The sequence below is a fragment of the Sphingomonas changbaiensis NBRC 104936 genome, from assembly GCF_000974765.1.
Taxonomy (GTDB): Bacteria; Pseudomonadota; Alphaproteobacteria; order Sphingomonadales; family Sphingomonadaceae; genus Sphingomonas_B; species Sphingomonas_B changbaiensis.
Map to the genome: position 1 here is coordinate 1 of NZ_BBWU01000017.1, position 22,577 is coordinate 22,577.

Sequence of the window (22,577 nt, forward strand, 5' to 3'; positions counted from 1 at the left end):
ACCCCCTCACCCCAACCCTCTCCCCGCCGGGGAGAGGGAGTCACTTCGGCGCTCCCGACAGCTGCCCCACGAACTTCTCGAACAGGTACATGCTGTCCATCGGACCCGGGCTGGCCTCCGGATGATATTGCACGCTGAACGCCTGGCGGTCGGTCAGTTCCAGCCCGCAATTGCTGCCGTCGAACAGCGAGACGTGCGTCTCGCGCGCGTTCGGTGGCAGGGTGTCGCGTTCGACCGCGAAGCCGTGGTTCATGCTGGTGATCTCGACGCGGCCATCCTCAAGCCGCTTGACCGGATGATTGGCGCCGCGGTGCCCCTGGAACATCTTGGTCGTCTTCGCCCCGATCGCGAGCGCGAGGAGCTGGTGGCCGAGGCAGATGCCGAACAGCGGCTTGCCCGTTTCCAGCATCTTATGGATCACCGGCACCGCGTATTCGGCGGTCGCGGCCGGGTCGCCGGGGCCGTTCGACAGGAAGAAGCCGTCGGGGTTGTGCGCCATTACTTCGTCGAAGGTGGCGGTGGCGGGGAGGACGGTCACGCGCGCGCCGGCCTTTACCAGGTTGCGGAAGATGTTGTGTTTGGAGCCATAGTCGATCGCAACGACGTGGGGCACGTTCCCCTCCCGCTTGCGGGAGGGGTTAGGGGTGGGAACGGGGCTTGACTCGGCACCGGGTCCAGACGCTTGCCCACCCCCGGCCCCTCCCGCAAGCGGGAGGGGGGAAGAATATCCGGAGCCCAGCTCCCAAACCCCGCCGTCCCACAAATGATGTGCCTCGCACGACACTTCCTTGGCCAGGTCGATGCCCTCCAGCCCCGGCCAGGCGCGCGCTTTCGCCAGCAGCGCGTCCACATCGAACCGGCCGTCCGCACGATACGCAATCACCCCGTTCGGCGCCCCACCCTCGCGGATGCGGCGGGTCAGCGCGCGGGTGTCGACGCCGGCCAGCCCGATCTTCCCCCGCGCCTTCAGCCAGGAGTCGAACCCCTCGGCCGCGCGGAAGTTGGACGGCGCGGTCACGTCCTCGCGCACGATGCAGCCCAGCGCATGGGCGTGGTTCGCTTCCACATCCTCATGGTTCGCGCCGACATTGCCGATGTGCGGGAAAGTGAAGGTGATGATCTGCCCTTCGAACGAAGGGTCGGTCATGATTTCCTGGTAGCCGGTGATCGCGGTGTGGAAGCACACCTCGCCCACCGCCTCGCCTTCCGCGCCGAATCCGCGGCCCCAGATCACGTCGCCATTGGCCAATACCAATACCCCCGTGGCTCCTTCAGGTGCGCGCGTGGGGGTGGCGTCGGCCATGATCGGCAGGCTCCTTCGAGTTGGGGTGCAGCGATGTCGCTAAGGCTTGGCAGCTAGGCGTGTGGCCCCGGCCGGTCAACCTGCTAAACGGCGAAAATGATTCGAGACGACATCAAATCCGCACTCGTCACCGCCATGAAGGGCGGCGACAAGGAAACCACATCCACGATCCGGCTGATCCAGGCCGCAATCAAGAACCGCGACATCGAGGCCCGGACCGGCAAGGCCCCGGACGACGACGACGTGCTGGTGTCGGAGGTCCTGCAGAAAATGGTCAAGCAGCGCCGCGAATCGATCACGATGTACGAACAGGGGAATCGCCCCGAACTGGCGGCGTCGGAAGCGGCGGAAGTCGCCGTCATCGAACGCTTCCTGCCCAAGATGATGGACGAGGCGGAAACGAAGGCCGCGATCGAGGCCATCAAGGCGGAAATCGGCGCGTCGAGCATCAAGGACATGGGCCGCGTCATGGCCGAGCTGAAGACGCGCCACGCCGGCAAGCTGGACATGAGCAAGGCATCGGGGCTGGTGAAGGGGGCGCTTTCGAAAGCGTAGAGCGCAGGACGACTCCCCTCCCGCTTGCGGGAGGGGCTGGGGGTGGGAACATGCCTAAGTGGCGCAGGCGCAATACGGAAAGAGCGCGGCAGCTCCGCCGCGAAGCCACGCCTGCCGAACGCCACCTCTGGCAATATCTCAACAGGAGCCAGCTCGACGGCTTCAAGTTTAGCCGTCAGATGCAGATCGGGCCCTTTTACTGCGACCTGCTCTGCCGGAAGGAAGGATTGGCGATTGAGCTCGACGGGTTCAGCCACGACATCCAGCCCGGCAAGGACAAGTGGCGGGATCGCATCCTGGCGGAATATGGAATTCGCGTGCTTCGGTTTACTAACGAGGATGTATTTCAACATACGGAAGGCGTGCTGATTGAGATCAGGCGCGCTTTAGGCTCGGGCCCACCCCCGGCCCCTCCCGCAAGCGGGAGGGGAGAAGAATGAGCCTCTCCCCCGCTTTCCTCGACGAGCTCCGCACGCGCACGCTGCTCTCCGCGCTCGTGGCCAAAACCGTGAAGCTCCAGCGCAAAGGCCGGGAGTTCGCGGCCTGCTGCCCATTTCACAACGAGAAGACGCCCAGCTTCTACGTCAACGACGAAAAGGGCTTCTATCACTGCTTCGGCTGCGGCGCGCATGGCGATGCGATCCGTTGGATGACCGACCAGCGCGGCCTGCCCTTCATCGATGCGGTGAAGGAACTCGCCCAGGCGGCCGGCATGGAGCTCCCCGCGCCCGATGCCCGCGAAGCGGCGCGGGCTGAGCGCGCCAGGTCGCTCCACGACGTCATGGCGGCAGCGGCGGCCTGGTTCGAGGAACAGTATAACGGCCTGCCGGGTGCCGCGGCGCGCGCCTATGTCGAGAAGCGCGGCATCACGGACGCGACCCGCAAAACCTTCGCTCTCGGCTACGCCCCCGATTCGAAAACCGGCCTCCGTCGCGCGCTCGAAAAATTCGGCGACCGGATGCTGATCGAAGCCGGACTGCTGATCGAGGTCGAGGGAAAGGAGCCCTATGACCGTTTCCGCGACCGGCTGATGATCCCGATCCGCGATCCGCGCGGGCGCGTGATCGCGTTCGGCGGGCGCATCATCGGCCAGGGCGAGCCGAAGTACCTGAACTCGCCCGACACGCCGCTCTTCGACAAGGGCCGCACGCTGTACAATCTCGACCGCGCCGCCCCGGCCGCGCGCAAATCCGGGCGGATGATCGTCGTCGAAGGCTATCTGGACGTCATCGCGCTCGCCCAGGCCGGAATCGACGAAGCGGTCGCCCCCCTCGGCACGGCGCTCACCGAGTTCCAGATCGAGCGGCTGTGGCGGCAGGTCGATGCGCCCCTGCTCTGCTTCGACGGCGATTCGGCCGGGCAGAAAGCCGCCTTCCGGGCCGCGACCCGCGCGCTCCCCGGCCTCGCCCCCGGCCGCAGCCTAGCCTTCCTGACGCTCCCCGCCGGACAGGACCCGGACGATCTCGTCCGCTCGGGCGGTGCGCAGGCGTTCGAAAGCCTCGCCGCCTCCCCGGAGCCGCTGGTCGATCGCCTCTGGAACCATGAGCTCGCCGCCGAACCCCTCGCCACCCCCGAGCAGCGCGCGGGACTCCGCAAGCGGCTGAACGAGCTGGTCTCGGGCATCGCCGACAATGACGTCCGCCAGCAATATCAGGCCGAATTCCGCGAGCGGTTCGACACCCGCTTTCTCCAGCGCCCCGCCTTCCAGCGTGGTCCGCGCCCGCCGTTCCGGCCCGGCGCCAACTGGCAGCCTCCCCGCCCCCTTTCCGCCGAGGCCAAGGGCGTCGGCTCCAGCGGCATCGACCGGCGATTGCTGAAGGGCGTCGTCGCCGGACTGCTGCGCTATCCCGATCTGCTCGCCCGTCATGCCGAGGCGTTGCACGGGCTCCAGGCCAGCGATCCGGCGATCGCACGCCTCCTGGATGCGATGGTCGATCTGGCGCTGGACGAGCAAGCGCTTGATACGGAGCGGCTTCGCACCATATTGCGCTCCAGCGAGTTCGACGCGTTAGCGAGAGATTTACTGCGGGCCGACAGATTGCGCTTCTCTTTCACGAAGCAGGATGCGGATCCGGAACGTGCCAAGACCGACCTTGCCGAGGTGATCCAGGCGATGGTTGAGCAGCCGGAAATCGAGGCGGCTCTGCAATCGGCGACGGAGAGGTTCATGCGCACGCTGGATGAGGAGGACCGTCTCGAGCAGCAACGCTTGCGCGAATTACGCGACGAGAATGCACGGCGGCTTGCAAATCTGATGCAGGACGACGAAGGCGCTTAACTGATTTTAGTTCGGGCAGTTGAATGGCGAAGCAGATTGAAGAACCGGTCGAGAAGGCGGAAGGCGGCGACGCGCCCCTGATCGACCTGAACGAGGCCTCGATCAAGAAGCTGATCGCCCGCGCCAAAAAGCGCGGCGTGATCACTTATGACGAGCTGAACGAAGCCCTGCCGCAGGACCAGATGTCGTCCGAGCAGATCGAGGACATCATGTCGGCGCTGAACGACATGGGCGTCAACATCGTCGAGAATGACGAGGCGGGCGAGGACGGCGAGGCCGAGAAGGAGCCCGAAGAGGACGAGGCCGAGACCTCGGCCGACGGCAGCGACGGCTTTGCGCCGCTGCCTGAAAAGAAGAAGGAAACGGTCGACCGCACCGACGATCCGGTGCGCATGTACCTGCGCGAGATGGGCGCGGTCGAGCTGCTCAGCCGCGAGGGCGAAATCGCGATCGCCAAGCGCATCGAGGCCGGCCGCGACACAATGATCCTGGGCCTGTGCGAGAGCCCGATCACCTTCAACGCGATCATCGGCTGGTCGAATGCCCTGAATGAAGGCACGATGCAGCTGCGCGAAATCCTCGACCTGGATGCGATGCTGTCCAAGGATCCGGCGCCCGAAAGCCTGACCGACGAGGATGCCGAAGGCGACGGCGAGATTTCCGAAAAGACTGCCGGCCCCAGCTTCAAGGAAGAGGAAGAGGTCGAGGAAGTCGCGTCTTCGGACGACGAGGACGAAGAGTCGATGACCGAGCGGCGCGCGCCGCGTCCGGTCGACGACGAAGAGGAAGACAACACCCTCTCGCTCGCCGCGATGGAAGAGCTGCTGAAGCCCGCCGCGCTCGAGAAATTCGCCAACATCACCGCGCTCTTCAAGAAATTCGGCAAGCTTCAGGCTGCGCGCCTCGATGCGATGGGCGGCGGTGCCGCCTTCTCGCCGGCCGACGAAAAGAAATACCAGAAGCTGCGCGAGGACCTCACGGCCGAGGTCGAGAGCGTCCAGTTCCACAACGCCAAGATCGAGTATCTGGTCGACCAGCTCTACAGCTACAACCGGCGCCTGACCGCGCTGGGCGGGCAAATGCTGCGCCTGGCCGAGCGCCACAAAGTGCCGCGCAAGGATTTCCTCGACCGCTATGTCGGCCACGAGCTCGATGAGAGCTGGCTCGACGGCGTCAAGTCGGTCGACAAGAAATGGGCCGCCTTCGCCGGCGCCGAGGCCGACGCGGTCGAGCGCATCCGCGCCGAAATCGCCGAGATTGCCCAGGCGACGGGCATGTCGCTGCCCGAGTTCCGCCGCATCGTGAACATGGTGCAGAAGGGCGAGCGCGAGGCGCGCATCGCGAAGAAGGAAATGGTCGAGGCGAACCTGCGCCTCGTGATCTCGATCGCGAAGAAATACACCAATCGCGGCCTGCAGTTCCTGGACCTGATCCAGGAAGGCAATATCGGCCTGATGAAGGCGGTCGATAAGTTCGAATATCGCCGCGGCTACAAGTTCAGCACCTACGCGACCTGGTGGATCCGCCAGGCGATCACCCGCTCGATCGCGGACCAGGCGCGCACGATCCGCATCCCGGTCCACATGATCGAGACGATCAACAAGCTGGTCCGCACCAGCCGCCAGTTCCTGCACGAGCAGGGCCGCGAGCCCACGCCCGAGGAAATGGCCGAGCGCCTGTCGATGCCGCTCGAGAAGGTCCGCAAGGTGATGAAGATCGCCAAGGAGCCGATCTCCCTCGAAACACCGATCGGCGACGAGGAAGACAGCCACCTGGGCGATTTCATCGAGGACAAGAACGCGGTGATCCCGGTCGACGCCGCGATCCAGGCGAACCTGAAGGAAACGGTCACCCGGGTCCTCGCCAGCCTCACCCCGCGCGAGGAACGCGTGCTCCGCATGCGCTTCGGCATCGGCATGAACACCGACCACACGCTCGAGGAAGTCGGCCAGCAATTCTCGGTTACCCGCGAACGCATCCGGCAGATCGAGGCGAAGGCGCTCAGGAAGCTCAAGCACCCGAGCCGCAGCCGCAAGATGCGCAGCTTCCTCGATCAGTAAACTCTGTCGCCCCGGCCTTGGGTCGGGGGCGACGATACGCAGCGGTCAGTTCATTCCGCCATGTCGCGGATCAGGGCCGTGTCCGCGAACTGGACGAAGGAGCTGATCTTTCCGTCCGCATCGAACTCGACCAGGTCGAACAGGTCCGTCGTCTCCGGCGCCTTACCCGGAACCGTCACGGTCACGCGCGAGCGGACGGCGAGCTTGCTCCCCTCCAGCACCGCATCGAGGATCTGGTGGTCGCTGAAGCCGAATTGATCGATCAGCGCGCCGATCGTCTGCATCGCGCCGGCGCTTTTCAGCGGGACTCCGGCCATTCGATCCGGCTTGCCGACAATCTCGAAATGCGCACCGTCGGCCCAGTACCGCGCTAGCGCCTCCCGATCGCCCGAAACACGCGCGCGATAGGCACCGCCAAGTGCCTCCAGAGCATCCTGCCGATTCAGCATGGCCGTTCCCTCCACTGAGGCGGCCAGTCTATCTCATCCGGCGGCGGCCTCACAGCCGATGATGCGGGCCTCGCGGACATAGGCAAAATCGCCCTCGCCCGACCATGCCCGGCCGTCGGGATAGCGCAGCTCGATCCCGGCGAGATCCTGGGGCTCGGCCAGCCACATGTTGACGCCCATCACGCTGTTTCCGAACCGAGAGACGGCCTTGTCCGTCAGCACGAAATGGGTCGTCGAACCGCAATTCGAACAGAATTGCACGTTCGCATTCGGCTCGCCCTTGTCTGCCCTGCAGTATCCGCTCGCCCGCCCTTCGACCGACACTTCAGAGGGATGGAAATAGCCCCAGCGAGCGCCGGTCTTGCTGCAGAGGGTGCAGTTGCACTCGTGGATGAAGTCAGGCCGCTTTTGGAGTGTGATCCGGATTTGGCCGCAGAGGCACGAAAGGTTCAGCATTCCCGCGTCTTAACCCACGCGCGCCGCGGCTGATAGTCGCGGGGCAGGCTTTCTGTTTCCCACCAGCTGAAACAGTTGCGCCGCCACGGACTGGTCCGGCGACGCGCCGCCACAGCAATACGGTAAAGTCCGTAATTCCGGTTGGCCGCGGCCTTAAGCGTATCCACGCTAGCCGCGCCCCGCAAACGACGCGCCCGCAGGGTGTCCCTGGCCGCGTCCCGAGCGGGGACCAGAATGACCATCTTCAATGTATCGAACTCAACCCAGCTGCAATCCGCACTTGGGAGCGCCACCGGCGGCGACACGATCGTGCTGGCCGATGGCGATTACGGCAAGGTGAACGTCTATACGCGCAACTACGCGTCGACGGTGACGATCGAGGCCGCGACGCCGGGGGGCGCGCATCTCGACGGCCTGTTCGTGGCCAATGCGACGAACATCAGCTTTGCCGGATTGGACGTCGGCCGGGCGCTTGGCGCGACCGAGCCTGACTATACGCAGCTGTCATCCGTCAGCAATTCCAGCAACATCACGATGAGCCACATCACCGTTCACGGATCGCTGGATAACGACCCGGCCAACGATGGCATGGGCATGATGGTGCGCAACGTCGCCGGCTTCAGCATTTCGGATTCGACGTTCGGGGATCTGTATCGAGGCATTGTCCTGCAGAACAACACCAACGCGACGGTCCAGAACAATACGATCAAGACGATCCGGTCGGACGGCATCATCTCGATCGCGAACGATGGCATTACGATCGCAGGCAATCACATCGGTGAGTTCCACCCCAAGCTGGGAGATCACGCCGACGCGATCCAGTTCTGGAACACCGGCCAGACCAAGGGCCAGACCGACATCACGGTCAAGGACAATGTGATCTACCAGAGCTATTTCAGCGGCATCGACCAGACCGGTGTGCAGGGCATCTTCATGTCCGATCCGCTCAGCTATGGGTACAAGAACGTCCTGATCCAGAACAACCTGCTCTACTCGAACGATGCATATAACGGCATTTTCGTGAACGGCGCGACCGGCGCCCAGATCATCGGCAACACGGTTCTGTCGCATAGCAGCGATTCCAAGTTGTTCTGGATCGACGTCCTGAACAGCGACCAGGTTTCGCTTCAGGATAACCTGACCGACCGGATTATCACCTCGAATGTGACCAACTTTGCCCAGAGCGGCAACGTCGACTTCTCGGTCAATGCCGGCGCGCGGGCGATGCTCCCGAACCTCGCAAATCCGGCCGGTGTCGAGGATCTCGTCGCGTCAGGCGTTGGCTACCACCTTCCGCCTCCTCCCACTCCGATCACCCCGCCCGCGCCGTTGCCGATCGACTTCACCGGCGACGATGCAAACAATCTGATCAACGCCAATGCTGCGGACAACAACATCGATGGCGGCAAAGGCGCCGACGCCATGTACGGGCTCGCCGGCAACGATCATTATATCGTCGACAATGCAGGCGATCGGGTCTTCGAAGACGCCAATGCCGGCCATGACGTGGTTTCGACCTCGGTGACCTATTCGCTCCAGGCAGGGACGTCGGTCGAGGTTCTGCAAGTCCTGGGCCCGGACACCACCACCGCGATCAACCTGACGGGCAATGAACTAGCGAACACGCTGATCGGCAACGCGGGCAAGAACATCCTCGACGGTGGCGCGGGCGCGGACGAATTGCACGGACTTGCCGGCGACGATTGCTATTTTGTCGATCATGCGGGCGACCATGTCTACGAGGTCGCGGGCGAAGGATACGATACCGTCTGTGCCAGCGTGAGCTATGCACTTCAGGCGGGAACCTCGATCGAGGTGCTGCAGACGAACGACGTCGCCGGCACCGCCGCCATCAATCTGACCGGTAACGAGCTCGTCAACACGGTATTCGGCAATGGCGGCGCGAACATCCTCGACGGCGGCGCGGGCGCGGACAAGCTGCAGGGATTTGGCGGCGACGACTCCTACCTTGTCGATAACGCGCGCGATAGCGTCTACGAGGCGGCTGGCGGAGGCCGCGACACCGTCAGCGCGAGCGTCAGCTACACGCTGCAGCCGGGGACCTATGTCGAGGTTCTGCAAACGAACGACGACGGCGGCACGGCCACGCTCGACCTGAGCGGGAATGACTTCGCAAACGTCGTCCGCGGCAATGCCGGCAACAACACGCTGCAAGGCCGTGGTGGAGACGACGTCCTGATCGGCCTGGGCGGCGATGACCGGCTCTATGGACAGGCCGGCAACGACACGTTCGTGTTCGCGCCGGGCTTCGGCCGGGATATGGTCGGCGACTTTGCCGCCCATAGCGCGGGCGGGGGTGACCTGGTCGCCTTCCAGGGCAAAGCCTTCTCGGGCTTCGACGACCTGATGGCCCATGCCGCGCAAAAGGGCACCGACGTGGTCTTCACGCTCGACGCGAACACCAGCCTGACGCTTCACAACGTCCAGCTTGCGGCCCTGAGCGCGCAGGACTTCACCTTCGCCTGATCGGCGCCAAGACCGGTATCCTCGGCCAGGTCCGCAGACCCGCGGATCAGGCCGGGGGTGCTAGCTCCAAAATCGTCGCCAGCTCCGCCGGCGGCGCGCTCTCCTCGAATGCGGGCACGTCCCGCGGCAGCGCGATCCAGGGCTGCTTCGTGCTGATGAAGATGTGCAGCGCCGGCGTCAGCCGCTCGCTGCCGTCGACCGTGCCGGCGCGCACGATCGCCATGCCGGGCCAGCGCGAGTTGGTGCTGTACAGCCGGCCGACGCAGGCCGCGCAATGATAGCCGGTGCTCACCGCCCCGCTGACGCTGGTGACGCCGGCCGTGAGCAGTTCGCCAGTCACCGACAGCGCGGCCTCCGGCACCGGCATCTGATGCGCAAAGGACGATCCGCTGGCGCGCTGGCACAAGGTGCAATGGCACGCATAGCTACGCGGCATCCGCTCCAGCGCGATCGTATAGCGCACGGCGCCACAGCGGCAGCCTCCGGTGATCATAGCCATTTCCTCCAGCGTCTTTTCACCTCTCCCATAGGGAGAGGTCGAGTCGGGCGCGAGCCCGACCGGGTGAGGGGATCGGGCGCTCGTCGCCCACGCTCCCTACCCCCTCACCCCGCTCGCTTTCGGCGAGTCGCCCTCTCCCCATGGGAGAGGGTCGCAAGCTCGTTCACGCCCGCGGCGCGAGCCCGCGCTGCTTCATTCGCCACAGCGCCAGCTCGATCCGGTCCTGACCGAAAAACGGCTCGCCCTCGAACACGAGCGTCGGCACGCCCCAATGGCCGGCGGCTTCCAGTGCGGTCTGGTTTGCGGCGATTTCGGTATCGAGCGCTTCGGCATCGCAGCTCGCCTCTGCCTCCAGCTCGGCGAAATCGAGTCCGGCGCGCTCGGTGGCGCCGGCGAGGTGGTCCCCTTCATTCCAGCCCTGGGTGCCGCCCCAGATCAGCCGCGAGGCTTCGTCGGCGAAGGCGAGTCCCCTGCCCCGCCGCGCCGCTGCCTGGCCGATCCGGGTCAGGCGGAAGATGTGTGGCTGGTCCTTGGCGATACGACGGGTCGCGATGTCCTGCACGATCGGGTCCGGGCGCGGCGGCGCGAACGGAATGTCCAGATATACAGCGAGGCGCATCACGTCCGTGACCGTGTAGCGGAGCCAGTTCGGATGATTGCGCTCGAAGAAGTCCGGCTGGCGGATCGCGAGCGGATAGACAGGACGCAGCGCGATTTCGAGGTCGTACGCCTCGGTCAGCGCGCGGTAGCGGCGGGTGGCGAGATAGGAATAGGGGCTACGGAACGACCAGAACAGGTCGGCCGCGAGCCCCATGCGTCAGGCCGCTTTCTGCAAATGGCGGCGGCCGAGCAGTTCGGCGATCTGCACCGCATTCAGCGCCGCGCCTTTTCGGAGATTATCGGAGACGACCCACATGGCGAGGCCGTTGTCGACCGTCGGGTCCTCGCGGATGCGGCTGACATAGGTCGCGAACTCGCCGACCGCCTCGATCGGGGTGACGTAGCCGCCGTCCTCGCGCTTATCGACCAGCATCACGCCGGGGGCTTCGCGCAGGATGCGCTGCGCCTCGACGGCGCTGATCTCGTTCTCGAACTCGACATGCACCGCCTCGCTGTGACCGACGAACACAGGCACGCGGACGCATGTGGCGATCACCTTGATCTTCGGATCGAGGATCTTCTTGGTCTCGACCACCATCTTCCATTCTTCCTTGGTCGATCCATCGTCCAGGAAGCTGTCGATGTGCGGGATCACGTTGAACGCGATCTGCTTGGTGAATTTCTTCGGCTCTGCCTGCTCGCCGACGAAGATGTTGCGGCTCTGCTCGAACAGTTCGTCCATGCCGCTCTTTCCGGCGCCGGAAACCGACTGATAGGTGGCGACGACCACGCGGGTGATCTTCGCCGCATCGTGCAGGGGCTTCAGTGCGACGACCAACTGCGCGGTTGAGCAATTCGGGTTCGCGATGATATTCTTGCGGGTGTAGCCGTCGATCGCGCCCGGGTTCACCTCGGGCACGATCAGCGGCACGTCCGGGTCCATCCGATAGAGCGACGAATTGTCGATCACCGTGCAGCCCGCAGCGGCGAATTTGGGCGCGTAAACCTTGGTCGCCTCCGATCCGATCGCGAACAGCGCGATGTCCCACCCATTCGGATCGAAATGCTCGATATTCTGGATCTTCAGCATCCGCCCGGATTCACCGAATTCGACTTCGTCGCCTTGGCTGCGCGACGAGGCGAGCGCGGCGATGTCGTCGATCGGGAATTCGCGCTCGGCCAGGATGTTGAGCATCTCGCGCCCGACATTGCCCGTCGCGCCCGCGACCACCACCCGGTAACCCATATTCGTCTCCTCGACCGTCCGCTTCCGGACACTTGCCTGTTCGCTGCCGGACACATCGACTACAGCTGTAATCGAAAATCGGCAGAAATCCGTGCGCGGACGCTTTGGCCCGTCTTTTGCGTGACCGCCAGATAGAAATCCGGAGGTCCGAATGAAACCTGCTTTCCCGATCTTGTTGCTCGCAGCCTTGGGCGCGCTGCCCGGCGCTTCGGCGACTGCGACGACGGTCGCCGCGTCCGACGTCGCCGTTGATGCGCCCTGGACCGCGAGCATCAGCAAGTCCGACCCATCGAAGCTCCATCTGAACGTGATCGAGGACCGGCACGGGACGCTCGGAACCTCGGTGCCGATCGCGGAGCTTTCGGGCCTGACGCCGGAGGAGATTCGCGGCACCGGGCGGCCCGTCACCTTCACGCTGCGGCGCGAAGCGGGGACGATCACGTTTACCGGGCGGTTCGCGAACGGCACCGGCCAGGGAACGCTGCGCTATCAGGGCGACCCCGCCTATTGGTCGCGGATCGCAGCCATGGGCGTCGAGAACGACCTGACGACGAACCGGCGCGTCAACCTGCTCGCGCTGCCGCTGCTCGACGTGCGCAGCGACTATATCGCAGCGCTCCGCCGCGAAGGCGCGATGGCGCCCTTGAGCGATTATGTCGGTATGCGCGCGGTCGGCGTGCGGCCCGAAATGGTGCACGAAGTGCGGCCGCTGATCGCCGGAGGCCTGAGGCCGCACGACCTGATGGCGTTCGCCGCGCTGGGCGTTACGCCCGATTATGCCCGGTCGATGCGGACGATCTTTTCGAGTCTGGAGGCGCAGGACCTCACCTCGATGAAGGCGCTGGGCGTCACCGCCGACTATATCGCGACGATGCGCGCGGCCGGCGCCCGCATCCGCACCGCCGGCGACGCGCAGAGCTTTCGCGCGCTCGGCATCTCGACCGCGGCCGTGAAGCGGGCGGTCGAGCATGGCCGGCCGAACCCGACGGCCTCCGAGGTGATGCAGATAAGCATGCGCTACTGATCCGCCGCGAAAGCGACGGACGGGGTGGTCCTGTAGGGGAGGACCGCCCCGTTTCTCATCTGGCGGGAAGAGCGTCGAAAGCGACGGTCAAGCGCGGCTGCTCGCTCTCGAACGGCAGCGTGCCGTGCCAGAAATAGGACGGGAACACGACGAGCCGGCCCACTTTCGGCTTTTCCGTCCGGCGCGCGGGAAGATCGAGCCCAAGCGCCGCGTCGGGGATGCCGAAGGCCAGCGCGCCGGCGTCGCCCTGCCCCACCTCGGGCGGCAGGCTGACGTACAGGGCGGAACTCATCCAGCCCGTCTGGTGGATGTGGTTGATGTGAAAGCCTTCGCTCCTCAGCCGCACCGACCAGGAACCGGCAAAGTCGATGCCGCCGGTCTTGCGCGACAGGAACGGGTGGCGGGGATCATCGGGCAGGTCCCGCAGCCGCTGCTGCACGCCGCTCCTGATCTGCGCGATCAGCCGCTGGATCAGCGGATCCTTGCGATCGAACAGGCTTCCCCGTGTCTGCGTGCCGCCCCGCAGCGACTGTTCGGCCGGATGCTCGCGCATCGTGTGCATCTCGGCCAGCCTGACGGCGAGCTCGTCGAAGAAGTCGGGCGCCGCGTCGAGATCGACCGGCATCACCAGCCGCTCGTAATCGGCCAGCCATGCCTCTCGCGGATCGTCGAGCAAGCGCCAGATCACCGTCAGCAGCGCCCAGGGCGCCTGGTCGAGCGGATCGATCTCGGTCGCGCGCAACGCATGCGCTTCGGCCGCCTTCGGATCGCCCGCGGCGACAAGGCTATGCGCGAGGTGCTGGTGCGCGGGCGCGTAATCCGGCTGGTCGGCAAGCAGCTGGCGCAGCAGATCGATGGCCCGGTGCTGGTTGCCCAGCCGCGACAAGGCCGCGGCGCGCGCGATCCGGACCTCGGGATGCGGGCCGATCAGCGCCTCCGCTTCCTGACCCCAGGCGGCAAGCTGGACATAGTCGCGCACAGCGAAGGCCAACCGCAGTGCGGAGCCCCACAGCGCCGTCGAGTTGGGCCGCGCCCGCAGCGCCGGGCGATAGGCATCGAGGGCCTGCGACCCAAACCCCAATTGCGGCAGCAGCAGTGCCAGCGTCTCGTGCGCGTCGATCTGCTCGGGAACCTGGCTGACGATATTGTGATACTCGACGGCCGCTTCTTCATAGCGGCCGACGTCGGCGAGAAGATGAGCGCGCAGCGTCCCCGTCTCCGGCGGCACCGGGCCCTGACGCATGGCGTTTTCGGCTTCTTCGAGCGCCTCTGCCGGGCGATCCTGCTCACGCAGCAAGGTCGCCAGATTGTGCCGGGTGCGCACGTCCTCGGCATCGATCGCGATCGCGCGGCGATAGACCTCGGCGGCCGTCTCGGTATTGCCGCGCTGCCGTTCCAGCAGGCCCAGCGCCGCCCAGCCCCGCGCGACCGCAGGCGCCGCCCGAATTGCGCGCCCCAGCGCCGCTTCGGCGACGTCGAACCGGCCGGCATTGGTCGCGACGATGCCGAGATCGATCCAGCCGTCATTATGCTCTGGCCTTAGCTCGGTCGCCCTTTGCAGCGCCTCGACCGCCCTGTCGCCTTGCCCCAGATCGTCGAGCAGATTGCCGTAGCTGTTCCATAGCCCCGCATGGTTGGGCGCGAGCTCCAGCGCAGACTCGAACGCCTGCAGCGCTTCCGGCCACCGAGCAAAGGCCTGCAGCACCAGCGCGCGCAGGAACAGGCCGTTGGGATGTTCCTGGACATCCGCCGGCAGCGCATCGAACCGATCGACCGCGCCGTCGGCGTCGCCGGCCTGGAGCTGGGCATGGATGGTCTGGAGCGAACGGAGTTCGACGGGCGAGAGCGGGCGCGACATGCCATGGTTGTGAAATGGCCTGCGACAGGAAGCAAGGCCATTCATTTGGCGTTCATGTAGCGACCGCGCTCAGCCCCTCCGCAGCGATCCGTTCCGCTTCGGCGAACAGCGCCGGATCGACCTCGACGCCCGAGGCGGCGGCATTCTCCTCGACCTGCTCCGGCCGGCTGGCGCCGATGATCGCGGACGCGACGTTCGGCTCCTTCAACACCCAGGCCAGCGCAAACTGACCGAGGGTGAGGCCCGCCTGCTCGGCGAGCGGCTTCAGCTTCTGCACCGCCTCCAGCACCGGCCGCTGCATCCAGCGATCGATGAAGCCGCCCATTTCATCGGACGTGGCGCGCGTCCCCTGCGGCGGCGGCGCATCAGGCAGATACTTGCCGGTCAGCACGCCTTGCGCGAGCGGCGACCACACGATTTGCGAAATCCCATTGGCGCGGGAGAGCGGAATGATCTCCTTTTCCGGCGCGCGCCACAGCAGCGAATATTGCGGCTGGCTGGATACGAATTTCTCCGCACCGGCGACGGCTAGCGCCTCGCGGATGCGATCGGCGGGCCATTCGGAAAAGCCCAGATAGCGCACCTTGCCGGCCTTCACCGCGTCGGTGAGCGCCAGCATTGTTTCCTCGACCGGCGTGTCGGGATCGTGGCGGTGGCATTGATACAGGTCGATCACATCGACGCGCAGCCGCTTCAGCGATGCGTCGAGCTGCTTTTCGACCTGCGCGCGGGAGAGGCCGCGATCGGTCTCCGTCATCGGGAAGAACAGCTTGGTCGCGATGATGTACTTGTCACGTGGCACGCCGCTCAGAACTTCGCCCAGGAAGGTCTCCGCCGCCCCGCGTCCATAGATATTGGCCGTGTCGATCAGGTTGATGCCAAGATCGAGCGCCCGATGCACGCACGCCGCTGCCCGCTCGGCATCGACGCCGACGCCGTAGGTGAGCCAGGACCCGAGCGAGATTTCGGACACCTGAAGATCGCTCGATCCGAGCTGGCGATAGCGCATGCTGGTCCCTCCTTGCCGCGCCCTACGAACGCGAACCGTCATTGCCGTCACGCGTTATGAACGGCACAGGAGACCAACGCAGCACCAAAAGCGACGGTCCACGACTTTCGCGGAGGGATCTGCGCTAACTAGGCCATGGCGTGGACAACACGCGCCCCTCGCGCCTGGCGCAGGGCGGCACCGGCCAGGCCGAAGCCCAGGATCAAGGCCGCCCAGATCGGCGCTTCCGGAACGGCAGTCGTCGAACCGATCGTCAGATTGTCGATGCTGAAGCTGCCGCTCTGTGCGGTCGCGCCGCCGCTGAAGCCGAAATCGATCGACTTCACGCCCAGGCTCGACGTCACGCCGAAGAAATAGGGCGTGCCGAACGGCGTCGGTGCCAGTGGGATGTTATCGGTGCTGTTGTCGCCATAGGTAATGAACGCGAAATAGGGCGCCCCCGCGTCATTACCCTCGACATCGACACCGGCGCCGAAGACGCCCGCAGACGTGCCGTAAGACGTGCTGTCGAACGTGACCCGGAACGAGCCGTTGCAGCCGGCGCAATAGAGCTGATTTGAAGCGTTGCCGAAGATGATGTTGTTGTTGGCAAAGCCGGTGGTCGTGTATTTGGTCTGACCGACCACGGCCGACATTGCGGCATCGCTGAGAACGCTGAATGCTGCCGGGTAGCCCTGGGCTGTTTCGAACGTATCCACCAGCTTGCTGGCAAGTGTAGCTTCGAATGCCGCGCGGTTGGCATAAATGGTTGCCGCATCGGCGGTTCCGGCCAGGCAGGTCGCAGCGACGAGAGTCAGGACAAGGCGTTTCATGACGATCCCCCCTAATCAGTGCAGGAACCTTATAGCATATTCCGCAGCGGCGAGCAGCAATGAAAAGGCGTGGATCGAAACTTTGCCGCGATGGGCTAAGCGACTATGATCACCGGCGATAAGCCTCTGCTATGCTAGCAAATGCTCGGGCGAGCTTGCGCTCGATCTGCGACCGTCCCTATTGCGACAGCTTGCCGGTCACGCCCCAGGTGTCCGAGACGACATAGCCCGTCGGCCACGGGTCGGTGGGGTCCACGCGATAGTGATGGAATCCGGTGATCCAGGCGCGTCCCCGGATCGTGGGAACGATCGCGGGCCGGCCGCAAATCTCGGTCGTCCGGACGATCCTGCCCTCGAAGCGGGAGCCGATGATCGAGCTGTGGGCCATCGGCTCCCCGACTTGGATCTGCCCGCGTGCGTGAAGGACGGCCAGCCGTGCGGACGTGCCGGTCCCGGTCGGGCTGCGGTCGGAGCGCCCGGGCGAGACGATGCAGGTGTTGCGCGTCGCCTTTCCCGCCCCCTGGAAAGGCTCGGTGAACTGGACGATCGACACGCCGCGAATGGCCGGGTTTTCCGGGTGAACGACGTCCAATTGCTCGCGCGCGGCGATCCTGATCTTCTCGCCTAGCTCGGCGAGCCGGCGCGCGTTTTCCGGATCGACGGCCAGCCCGAACTGCCCTGCATCGACGATGGCGAAGAACATGCCGCCATAGGCCACGTCGAGCTTCACCGGCCCCACCCCGTCCACCTCGATCGAGGCATCGAGGCGATCGACAAAGCAGGGCACATTCTCGAACTCGACCGATACGCACTTGCCGCCCTCGCAGGTCGCCTTGGCCCGCACCACGCCGCCGGGCAGATCCAGCGTCACGATCGTCTCCGGCTCCGTCATCGGCAGGATCCCGGTCTCGAGCAGGACGGTGACGATGCAGATCGTGTTGGAGCCCGACATCGGAACATATTCGGTCGGCTCCATGATGATCGCGCCCGCGTCGCAATCCGCGCGCGTCGGCGGGACCAGCAGATTGACGTGACGGTTGACCGATCCGCGCGGCTCGCAGAGCAGCAGCCGGCGGATATGATCATGGTCCCGCTCCATCGCCTGCATTTTCGCGAACATTGTTTCGCCCGCCGGCGGAAGCACGCCGCCGATGATCACATCGCCGACTTCGCCTTCGGCATGGCAGCCCACGACCGAGATGATCCGTCCGGCCATAAATTCTCCTCGATCACGCGACGGTTGGTACGATCCGGCCTTCGCTAAACCGTATACGATTTGAGTCAATCGAGGAGTGTGGTGCCTCTAGAACGGCAGCGGATGCGCTGGTGCCATCTGCTCGAATCGCCGGGCGCCGCAGGCCCAGGGATCGTCACGCCCCACCGCCGCGAGAAGCGAGGCATAGCTGGTCGCAAGCCATGTCGGCAGCCTTGGCGCGCGCTGCGGGTCCGCCGCGAGCGCGCGGCAGGATGCGACGAACGCATCCGCCTGCGCGCAGAGCTTCGGATCGATGCTCATCCGGCTGTCGGCCGGGTAGCGCTGCTGTGCCTTGTAACGGAATGAGGACGGCAGCGGCGCGCTCATGTCCCAGGCCAGCGCCGGCATCGGCACGACCGGATAATCGGACCCAAAGGCGAGCAGGTGCGGTCCGAGGTCGACCAGGCGATCTTCCGCTTCGACCCAGTAATGCGGGTGCGGCTCATCGCCCGACCGGAAACCCTGGACGGCGAGCCGTCCGTGATCGGGCGTCATCACGAATGCCGCGAATTGGCCGCCGACCAGCACCGCGTCGACGCCCGCATCGCGCAGCAGCGCGCGCAGCCCGAACGCCGAAAACGCGCAGCGGCGAAAGAAATCGTCCGGGAACATCTCGCACAGGCACGCCTCTACGACCGCCATGAGCTGTTCGAGCTCGGCGAGTTCAAGGCCGCTCACCCGGCAGTCCGCGCCGATTGCAAGCATGATTGCCGCGCCCCCTGCGACGCGCCCTTATGAGTCATCGTTCCGGAACCCCCCAGCTCCGTGTGGCACAGCTAATCCGGCACTAACCATCCCGTATTGGACAAATGCGACATCATCAGCCGGAAGTGTCGGGAATTCAGTGCGTTTTCGACGCCGCGGCTTAGGTCCGATCGGGCGCGACGAAGCCCAGCCGCGCCTCGACCGAGAACAGCCGCTCGCGCGAATAGAAGCGCAGCGGCCAGTCGCGGCGACCGCGCGGGCTCAGCAGCAGGGCGTTGACGCGGGCGCAGAGCTCCCGCTCCCCGGTTTCCACCACATGGGCGCGAACGGCGGCCAGGAACACGCCCGTGATCGTCTCGTGATAGCCTTCGCTGTCGGTATTCCGGCCGCCGACGCTCTCGTTATAGCTGCGGATGATCTCGGGCAGCTCGGCATCGAGGTCGATATCCGGGCGCTCGACGACGAGGTAGGTCGTGGCCGCAAGGTGCGCCTCATGCGTCCACTCGGCCCGCGGCAGCGTGCGCGCGAGCAGCCCCTCGCCGACGCGGCGGATCGCGTCGGCGCTGGCAAACAGGCGGGGTGAGTGGTCGGTCATCGGATCGGGCTTTCTCTTGGGAGCGCCCGATCCGAGGACCGGGCTATTCAGGCGGCCTTGGGCGCGCTCTGGCGGACGCTTTCGTCGACATGTGCTTCGAATTGCGCGAAATTGTCGATGAACTGCTGAACCAGCTTCCGCGCGGTCGCGTCGTAGGCATCCTTGTCCGCCCAAGTGCTGCGCGGGTCGAGGATCGACGAATCGACACCCGGCACCGCCACCGGCACCTTGAACCCGAAATTCGGATCGGTGCGGAACTCGGCATTGTTCAGGCTGCCGTCCAGCGCGGCATTCAGCAGCGCCCGTGTCGCCTTGATCGGCATGCGCTTGCCGGTGCCGAACTTGCCGCCGGTCCAGCCGGTGTTGACCAGCCAGCAATCGACGCCGCCCTTGGCGATCCGCTCCTTCAGCAAATTGCCGTAAATCGACGGATGACGCGGCATGAACGGCGCGCCGAAGCAGGTCGAGAAGGTCGCCGATGGCTCGGTGACGCCGATCTCGGTGCCCGCGACCTTGGCGGTGTAGCCCGACAGGAAGTGGTACATCGCCTGATCCGGCGTCAGCTTCGCGATCGGCGGCAGCACGCCATAGGCGTCCGCGGTCAGCATGATGACGTTCTTCGGCACCGGCCCGAGATTGTTGTCCGACGCGTTCGGGATGAAGTCGATCGGATAGGCGCCGCGGCTGTTCTCCGCGAGCGTCGCATCGTCCAGGTCGAGCTCGCGCGTGACCGGGTCCATCACGACATTCTCGAGCACCGTGCCGAACCGCTTGGTGGTCGCGTAGATCTCCGGCTCCGCCTCGGGCGAGAGGCGGATCATCTTGGCGTAGCAGCCGCCTTCGAAGTTAAAGACCGCAGTGTCCGACCAGCCATGCTCGTCGTCGCCGATCAGGGTGCGGCTGGCATCGGCCGACAGCGTCGTCTTGCCAGTGCCAGAAAGGCCGAAGAACACGGCCGTGTCGCCGTTCGGGCCGATATTGGCCGAGCAGTGCATCGGCATCACGCCCTTCACCGGCAGCAGATAGTTCAGCACGCCGAACACGCTCTTCTTCATCTCGCCGGCATAGCGCGTGCCGCCGATCAGGATCAGCTTTTCGGAGAAATTGACGGCGACCACCGTTTCGCTGCGGGTGCCGTGGCGTTCCGGATCGGCCTGGAAGCTCGGCAGGTCGATGATCGTGTATTCGGGCTCGAAGCCCGCCAGCTCGGCTTCATCCGGACGGACCAGCAGGGTGCGGATGAACAGGTTGTGCCAGGCGAATTCGTTGATCACACGGACGCGGACGCGGTGCTCCGGCTGCGAACCACCGAACAGGTCCTGCACGAACAGGGTCGGCTTGGTCTTCAGCTCCGTGAGAAAGTCAGCCTTCAGCGCCTGGAAATGATCCGGCGTCATGCCCTTGTTGCTGCCCCACCAGATCGTGTTTTCGGTCTCGGCATCGCGGACGGTGAATTTGTCGTTCGCCGAGCGGCCGGTGTGCTTGCCGGTCGCGACCACCAGCGGGCCATCCTTGGCGAGCAGGCCTTCGCCGCGCTGCACGGCGTGCTCGATCAGCGGCGCCGTCGTGAGGTTCCAGTGGAGCTCGGCACCGGTATCGATACCCTGATGTGCGAGCGAAAACGAAGGCACGCGATCGGCCAAGAGGACCTCCCCAAGCAAAGACAAAGGGCGCGCTCCTGAGGACCAGGGCACGCTCCAGACACCCGCGCGGATTACTCGCGAGGACCCTTGGCGTCAAATGAACGAGATGGTGAACGGGTTCCTCGCCTCCCTCTCCTTTTAGGAGAGGGCGACTCGCGAAGCGAGCGGGGTGAGGACGACCGACGCGGGCAAAGCCCGCGTCGTCGGTCGGCGCTGTGGCGCCGCTGGCCGGCCTCGTGGGTCGGGCATGGCTTCGCCCGCCCGACCGCGCTGCGGCGCGCAGCGCTCCCACGTGGCGCCAGAGGGTCTATAAGCCGGGTTCTGTCCTCGCCCGAAGGCGATGTGCGGCCATTCCTCTCGGGCTGCCGTTGCCGACAGCCTCCAGCAACCAACCCGGGCGACGAGCCGGAACAAGGCCCATGTGCCGCCCCTATTCGGTCTTGCTCCCGGTGGGGTTTGCCATGCCGTTCCCGTTGCCGGACCCGCGGTGCGCTCTTGCCGCACCCTTTCGCCCTTGCCGAGCCGAAGCCCAGGCGGTCTGCTTTCTGTGGCACTGTCCCTGACCCTGCTTGCGCAGGACCGCCGGGCGTTACCCGGCACCGTTGTTCCGTGGAGCCCGGACTTTCCTCGGCGCACTTGAAGTGCGACGCGGCCGCCCGACCCTCTGGCGGCGCCGGATATAGATCAGCTCGGCAGTTGCGCCAAGCGCTGCTCCAGATCGGCCTTCCAGGGCGCGTCGGCGGGCGCGCGGGCCAGCAGCTCGGTCCAGATCGCACGAGCCTGGGCGAACTGGCCCGATTGGGCAAGCGCCAGCCCCATGAAGAAGGGCGGCCCCGGATGCTGCGGCGCGATCTCCGCCGCTTTCTGGAAGGCATAGGTCGCGGCCGGCGAAACCATCCCGCCATTGTGCACGACAAGGGCGTTGCCGAGCCCGACCCACAGGTCTGGATCGCGCGGGTTCTGCTTCAGGCCCGATTTGATGTAGGTCACCGCCGCTGTCGGCAGGCCCGCGCGCATCGCGCCGTCGGCCGCCATCAGCCAGGACGGGCCGTTGCCGAACCGCTGCTCGCCCATCCGGTTGCGGATTTCGATGTCCGCTTCCTTCGCCTTGGACAGGTCTTCGGGCGGCTGCACCGGGTGATCGGGCAGGTTCGGACTGCCCTGGATCGCATAGCCGGCAAGACCGAGCAGCAGCGCCGCCGCGATCGGCTCGAACGCGAGACGCGGCAGCCGTCCCCATTTCCAGAGCGCACCGCCCGTGATCGCCATCAGCGCGAGAATGATCAGCCAGCCCATCAGCGGTGCTTCCGAAAACGGCCGCGCGCGACCAGAGCGCCGACGCCCAGCAAAATCAACGGCGCGAACCAGAGCGGCCAGGTCAGCGGCTCGACCAGAGGCTTGTAGCTGACCCATTGACCATAGCGCTCGATCAGCCATTTGCGGATCGCTTCCGGCTTCTCGCCCGCCGCGATCCGCGTGCGCACCATCGCCCGCATGTCACCGGCAAGCTCCGCGTCCGAATCGGCGATCGACTGGCCCTGGCAGACGATGCAGCGGATCGTCAGCATCAGGTTTTTGGCCGCGGCTTCCTGCCCGGGATCGGGAAGCTGCTCGTTCGCCCACTTCGCGGCGGGGAGGTTAGAGTCCGCGAGTGCGGGGGCGGTGAGGAGAGCGAGTGCGAGCATCAAGCTCCTCCCCGGAACGGGGAGGGGGACCGCCGGGCCGAGCCCGGTGGTGGAGGGG

The 22,577-nt window shown here is 65.6% G+C and carries 21 protein-coding genes and 1 other RNA gene; 6 read left to right on the forward strand and 16 right to left on the reverse strand.

Features of this window, described 5'->3' with window-relative positions; translation table 11 throughout:
- Positions 1-40: 40 nt before the first annotated feature.
- Positions 41-1,303, reverse strand: coding sequence for a glutamine-hydrolyzing carbamoyl-phosphate synthase small subunit (gene carA / locus SCH01S_RS04015; RefSeq protein WP_046347500.1), 1,263 nt, complete (start codon positions 1,301-1,303; stop codon positions 41-43).
- 96 nt (positions 1,304-1,399) lie between these two features.
- Between carA and SCH01S_RS04020 the strand changes: the two genes are divergently transcribed.
- From SCH01S_RS04020 to rpoD, 4 genes are read left to right on the forward strand one after another with little or no spacing between them, the layout of a single operon-like run.
- Positions 1,400-1,858: a GatB/YqeY domain-containing protein gene (locus SCH01S_RS04020; protein WP_046347501.1), complete on the forward strand. Its 459-nt coding sequence runs from the start codon at positions 1,400-1,402 to the stop codon at positions 1,856-1,858.
- 50 nt (positions 1,859-1,908) lie between these two features.
- Positions 1,909-2,298, forward strand: coding sequence for an endonuclease domain-containing protein (locus SCH01S_RS04025; RefSeq protein ID WP_046347502.1), 390 nt, complete (start codon positions 1,909-1,911; stop codon positions 2,296-2,298).
- Complete coding sequence (gene dnaG / locus SCH01S_RS04030) at positions 2,295-4,136, forward strand: DNA primase (protein ID WP_046347503.1); 1,842 nt, start codon at positions 2,295-2,297, stop codon at positions 4,134-4,136. Before SCH01S_RS04025 ends, dnaG begins: the two co-directional genes overlap by 4 nt.
- A gap of 23 nt (positions 4,137-4,159) precedes the next feature.
- Positions 4,160-6,196, forward strand: coding sequence for an RNA polymerase sigma factor RpoD (rpoD, locus tag SCH01S_RS04035; protein WP_046347504.1), 2,037 nt, complete (start codon positions 4,160-4,162; stop codon positions 6,194-6,196).
- A 50-nt stretch (positions 6,197-6,246) separates the two neighbouring features.
- Here the strand turns inward: rpoD and SCH01S_RS04040 are convergent, their stop codons facing one another.
- Together SCH01S_RS04040 and SCH01S_RS04045 are read right to left on the reverse strand one after the other, a co-directional pair.
- A complete protein-coding gene (locus tag SCH01S_RS04040) occupies positions 6,247-6,645 on the reverse strand; it encodes a nuclear transport factor 2 family protein (protein WP_046347505.1) in 399 nt (132 codons plus the stop codon).
- A gap of 33 nt (positions 6,646-6,678) precedes the next feature.
- On the reverse strand, positions 6,679-7,101 hold the full coding sequence (locus SCH01S_RS04045) for a GFA family protein (RefSeq protein ID WP_046347506.1): 423 nt from the start codon (positions 7,099-7,101) through the stop codon (positions 6,679-6,681).
- A gap of 234 nt (positions 7,102-7,335) precedes the next feature.
- On the opposite strand from SCH01S_RS04045, the gene SCH01S_RS15685 reads away from it, so the two are divergent.
- Positions 7,336-9,588, forward strand: a complete 2,253-nt coding sequence (locus SCH01S_RS15685) for a calcium-binding protein (protein ID WP_052733763.1) — start codon at positions 7,336-7,338, stop codon at positions 9,586-9,588.
- Positions 9,589-9,634: 46 nt separating this feature from the next.
- On the opposite strand, the gene SCH01S_RS04055 is transcribed toward SCH01S_RS15685, so the two are convergent.
- The 3 genes from SCH01S_RS04055 to SCH01S_RS04065 all read right to left on the reverse strand — a co-directional run bounded on the left by SCH01S_RS04055 (position 9,635) and on the right by SCH01S_RS04065 (position 11,933).
- A complete protein-coding gene (locus tag SCH01S_RS04055; RefSeq protein WP_217995408.1) occupies positions 9,635-10,081 on the reverse strand; it encodes a GFA family protein in 447 nt (148 codons plus the stop codon).
- Between the two features lie 169 nt (positions 10,082-10,250).
- Positions 10,251-10,901, reverse strand: coding sequence for a 2-hydroxychromene-2-carboxylate isomerase (locus tag SCH01S_RS04060; protein WP_046347508.1), 651 nt, complete (start codon positions 10,899-10,901; stop codon positions 10,251-10,253).
- Between the two features lie 3 nt (positions 10,902-10,904).
- Positions 10,905-11,933: an aspartate-semialdehyde dehydrogenase gene (locus tag SCH01S_RS04065; RefSeq protein ID WP_046347519.1), complete on the reverse strand. Its 1,029-nt coding sequence runs from the start codon at positions 11,931-11,933 to the stop codon at positions 10,905-10,907.
- 151 nt (positions 11,934-12,084) lie between these two features.
- Here SCH01S_RS04065 and SCH01S_RS04070 point away from each other — a divergent pair, with 151 nt between their 5' ends.
- A complete protein-coding gene (locus SCH01S_RS04070; RefSeq protein WP_157032794.1) occupies positions 12,085-12,957 on the forward strand; it encodes a hypothetical protein in 873 nt (290 codons plus the stop codon).
- Between the two features lie 55 nt (positions 12,958-13,012).
- Here the strand turns inward: SCH01S_RS04070 and SCH01S_RS15690 are convergent, their stop codons facing one another.
- The 10 genes from SCH01S_RS15690 to SCH01S_RS04115 form a co-directional block, all read right to left on the reverse strand.
- A complete protein-coding gene (locus SCH01S_RS15690) occupies positions 13,013-14,815 on the reverse strand; it encodes a tetratricopeptide repeat protein (RefSeq protein ID WP_052733764.1) in 1,803 nt (600 codons plus the stop codon).
- A gap of 52 nt (positions 14,816-14,867) precedes the next feature.
- Positions 14,868-15,824 (reverse strand): aldo/keto reductase family protein, encoded by a 957-nt coding sequence (locus SCH01S_RS04080; protein WP_046347510.1) that lies wholly within the window; start codon positions 15,822-15,824, stop codon positions 14,868-14,870.
- A 128-nt stretch (positions 15,825-15,952) separates the two neighbouring features.
- Positions 15,953-16,636: a hypothetical protein gene (locus SCH01S_RS04085; protein ID WP_046347511.1), complete on the reverse strand. Its 684-nt coding sequence runs from the start codon at positions 16,634-16,636 to the stop codon at positions 15,953-15,955.
- A 178-nt stretch (positions 16,637-16,814) separates the two neighbouring features.
- Complete coding sequence (locus SCH01S_RS04090) at positions 16,815-17,852, reverse strand: proline racemase family protein (protein WP_046347512.1); 1,038 nt, start codon at positions 17,850-17,852, stop codon at positions 16,815-16,817.
- 87 nt (positions 17,853-17,939) lie between these two features.
- Positions 17,940-18,596 (reverse strand): hypothetical protein, encoded by a 657-nt coding sequence (locus SCH01S_RS04095; protein ID WP_046347513.1) that lies wholly within the window; start codon positions 18,594-18,596, stop codon positions 17,940-17,942.
- Between the two features lie 160 nt (positions 18,597-18,756).
- Complete coding sequence (locus SCH01S_RS04100; RefSeq protein WP_046347514.1) at positions 18,757-19,191, reverse strand: hypothetical protein; 435 nt, start codon at positions 19,189-19,191, stop codon at positions 18,757-18,759.
- Between the two features lie 47 nt (positions 19,192-19,238).
- The gene (locus tag SCH01S_RS04105; protein WP_046347515.1) at positions 19,239-20,834 is read right to left on the reverse strand and encodes a phosphoenolpyruvate carboxykinase; all 1,596 of its coding nucleotides are present in this window, start codon (positions 20,832-20,834) and stop codon (positions 19,239-19,241) included.
- A 294-nt stretch (positions 20,835-21,128) separates the two neighbouring features.
- Positions 21,129-21,502, reverse strand: an RNA gene (rnpB, locus tag SCH01S_RS15695) — RNase P RNA component class A.
- 16 nt (positions 21,503-21,518) lie between these two features.
- The gene (locus SCH01S_RS04110; RefSeq protein ID WP_046347516.1) at positions 21,519-22,130 is read right to left on the reverse strand and encodes a tetratricopeptide repeat protein; all 612 of its coding nucleotides are present in this window, start codon (positions 22,128-22,130) and stop codon (positions 21,519-21,521) included.
- Positions 22,130-22,519, reverse strand: a complete 390-nt coding sequence (locus SCH01S_RS04115; RefSeq protein ID WP_046347517.1) for a cytochrome c-type biogenesis protein — start codon at positions 22,517-22,519, stop codon at positions 22,130-22,132. The genes SCH01S_RS04110 and SCH01S_RS04115 overlap by 1 nt, the downstream gene beginning before the upstream one ends.
- Positions 22,520-22,577 lie beyond the last annotated feature (58 nt).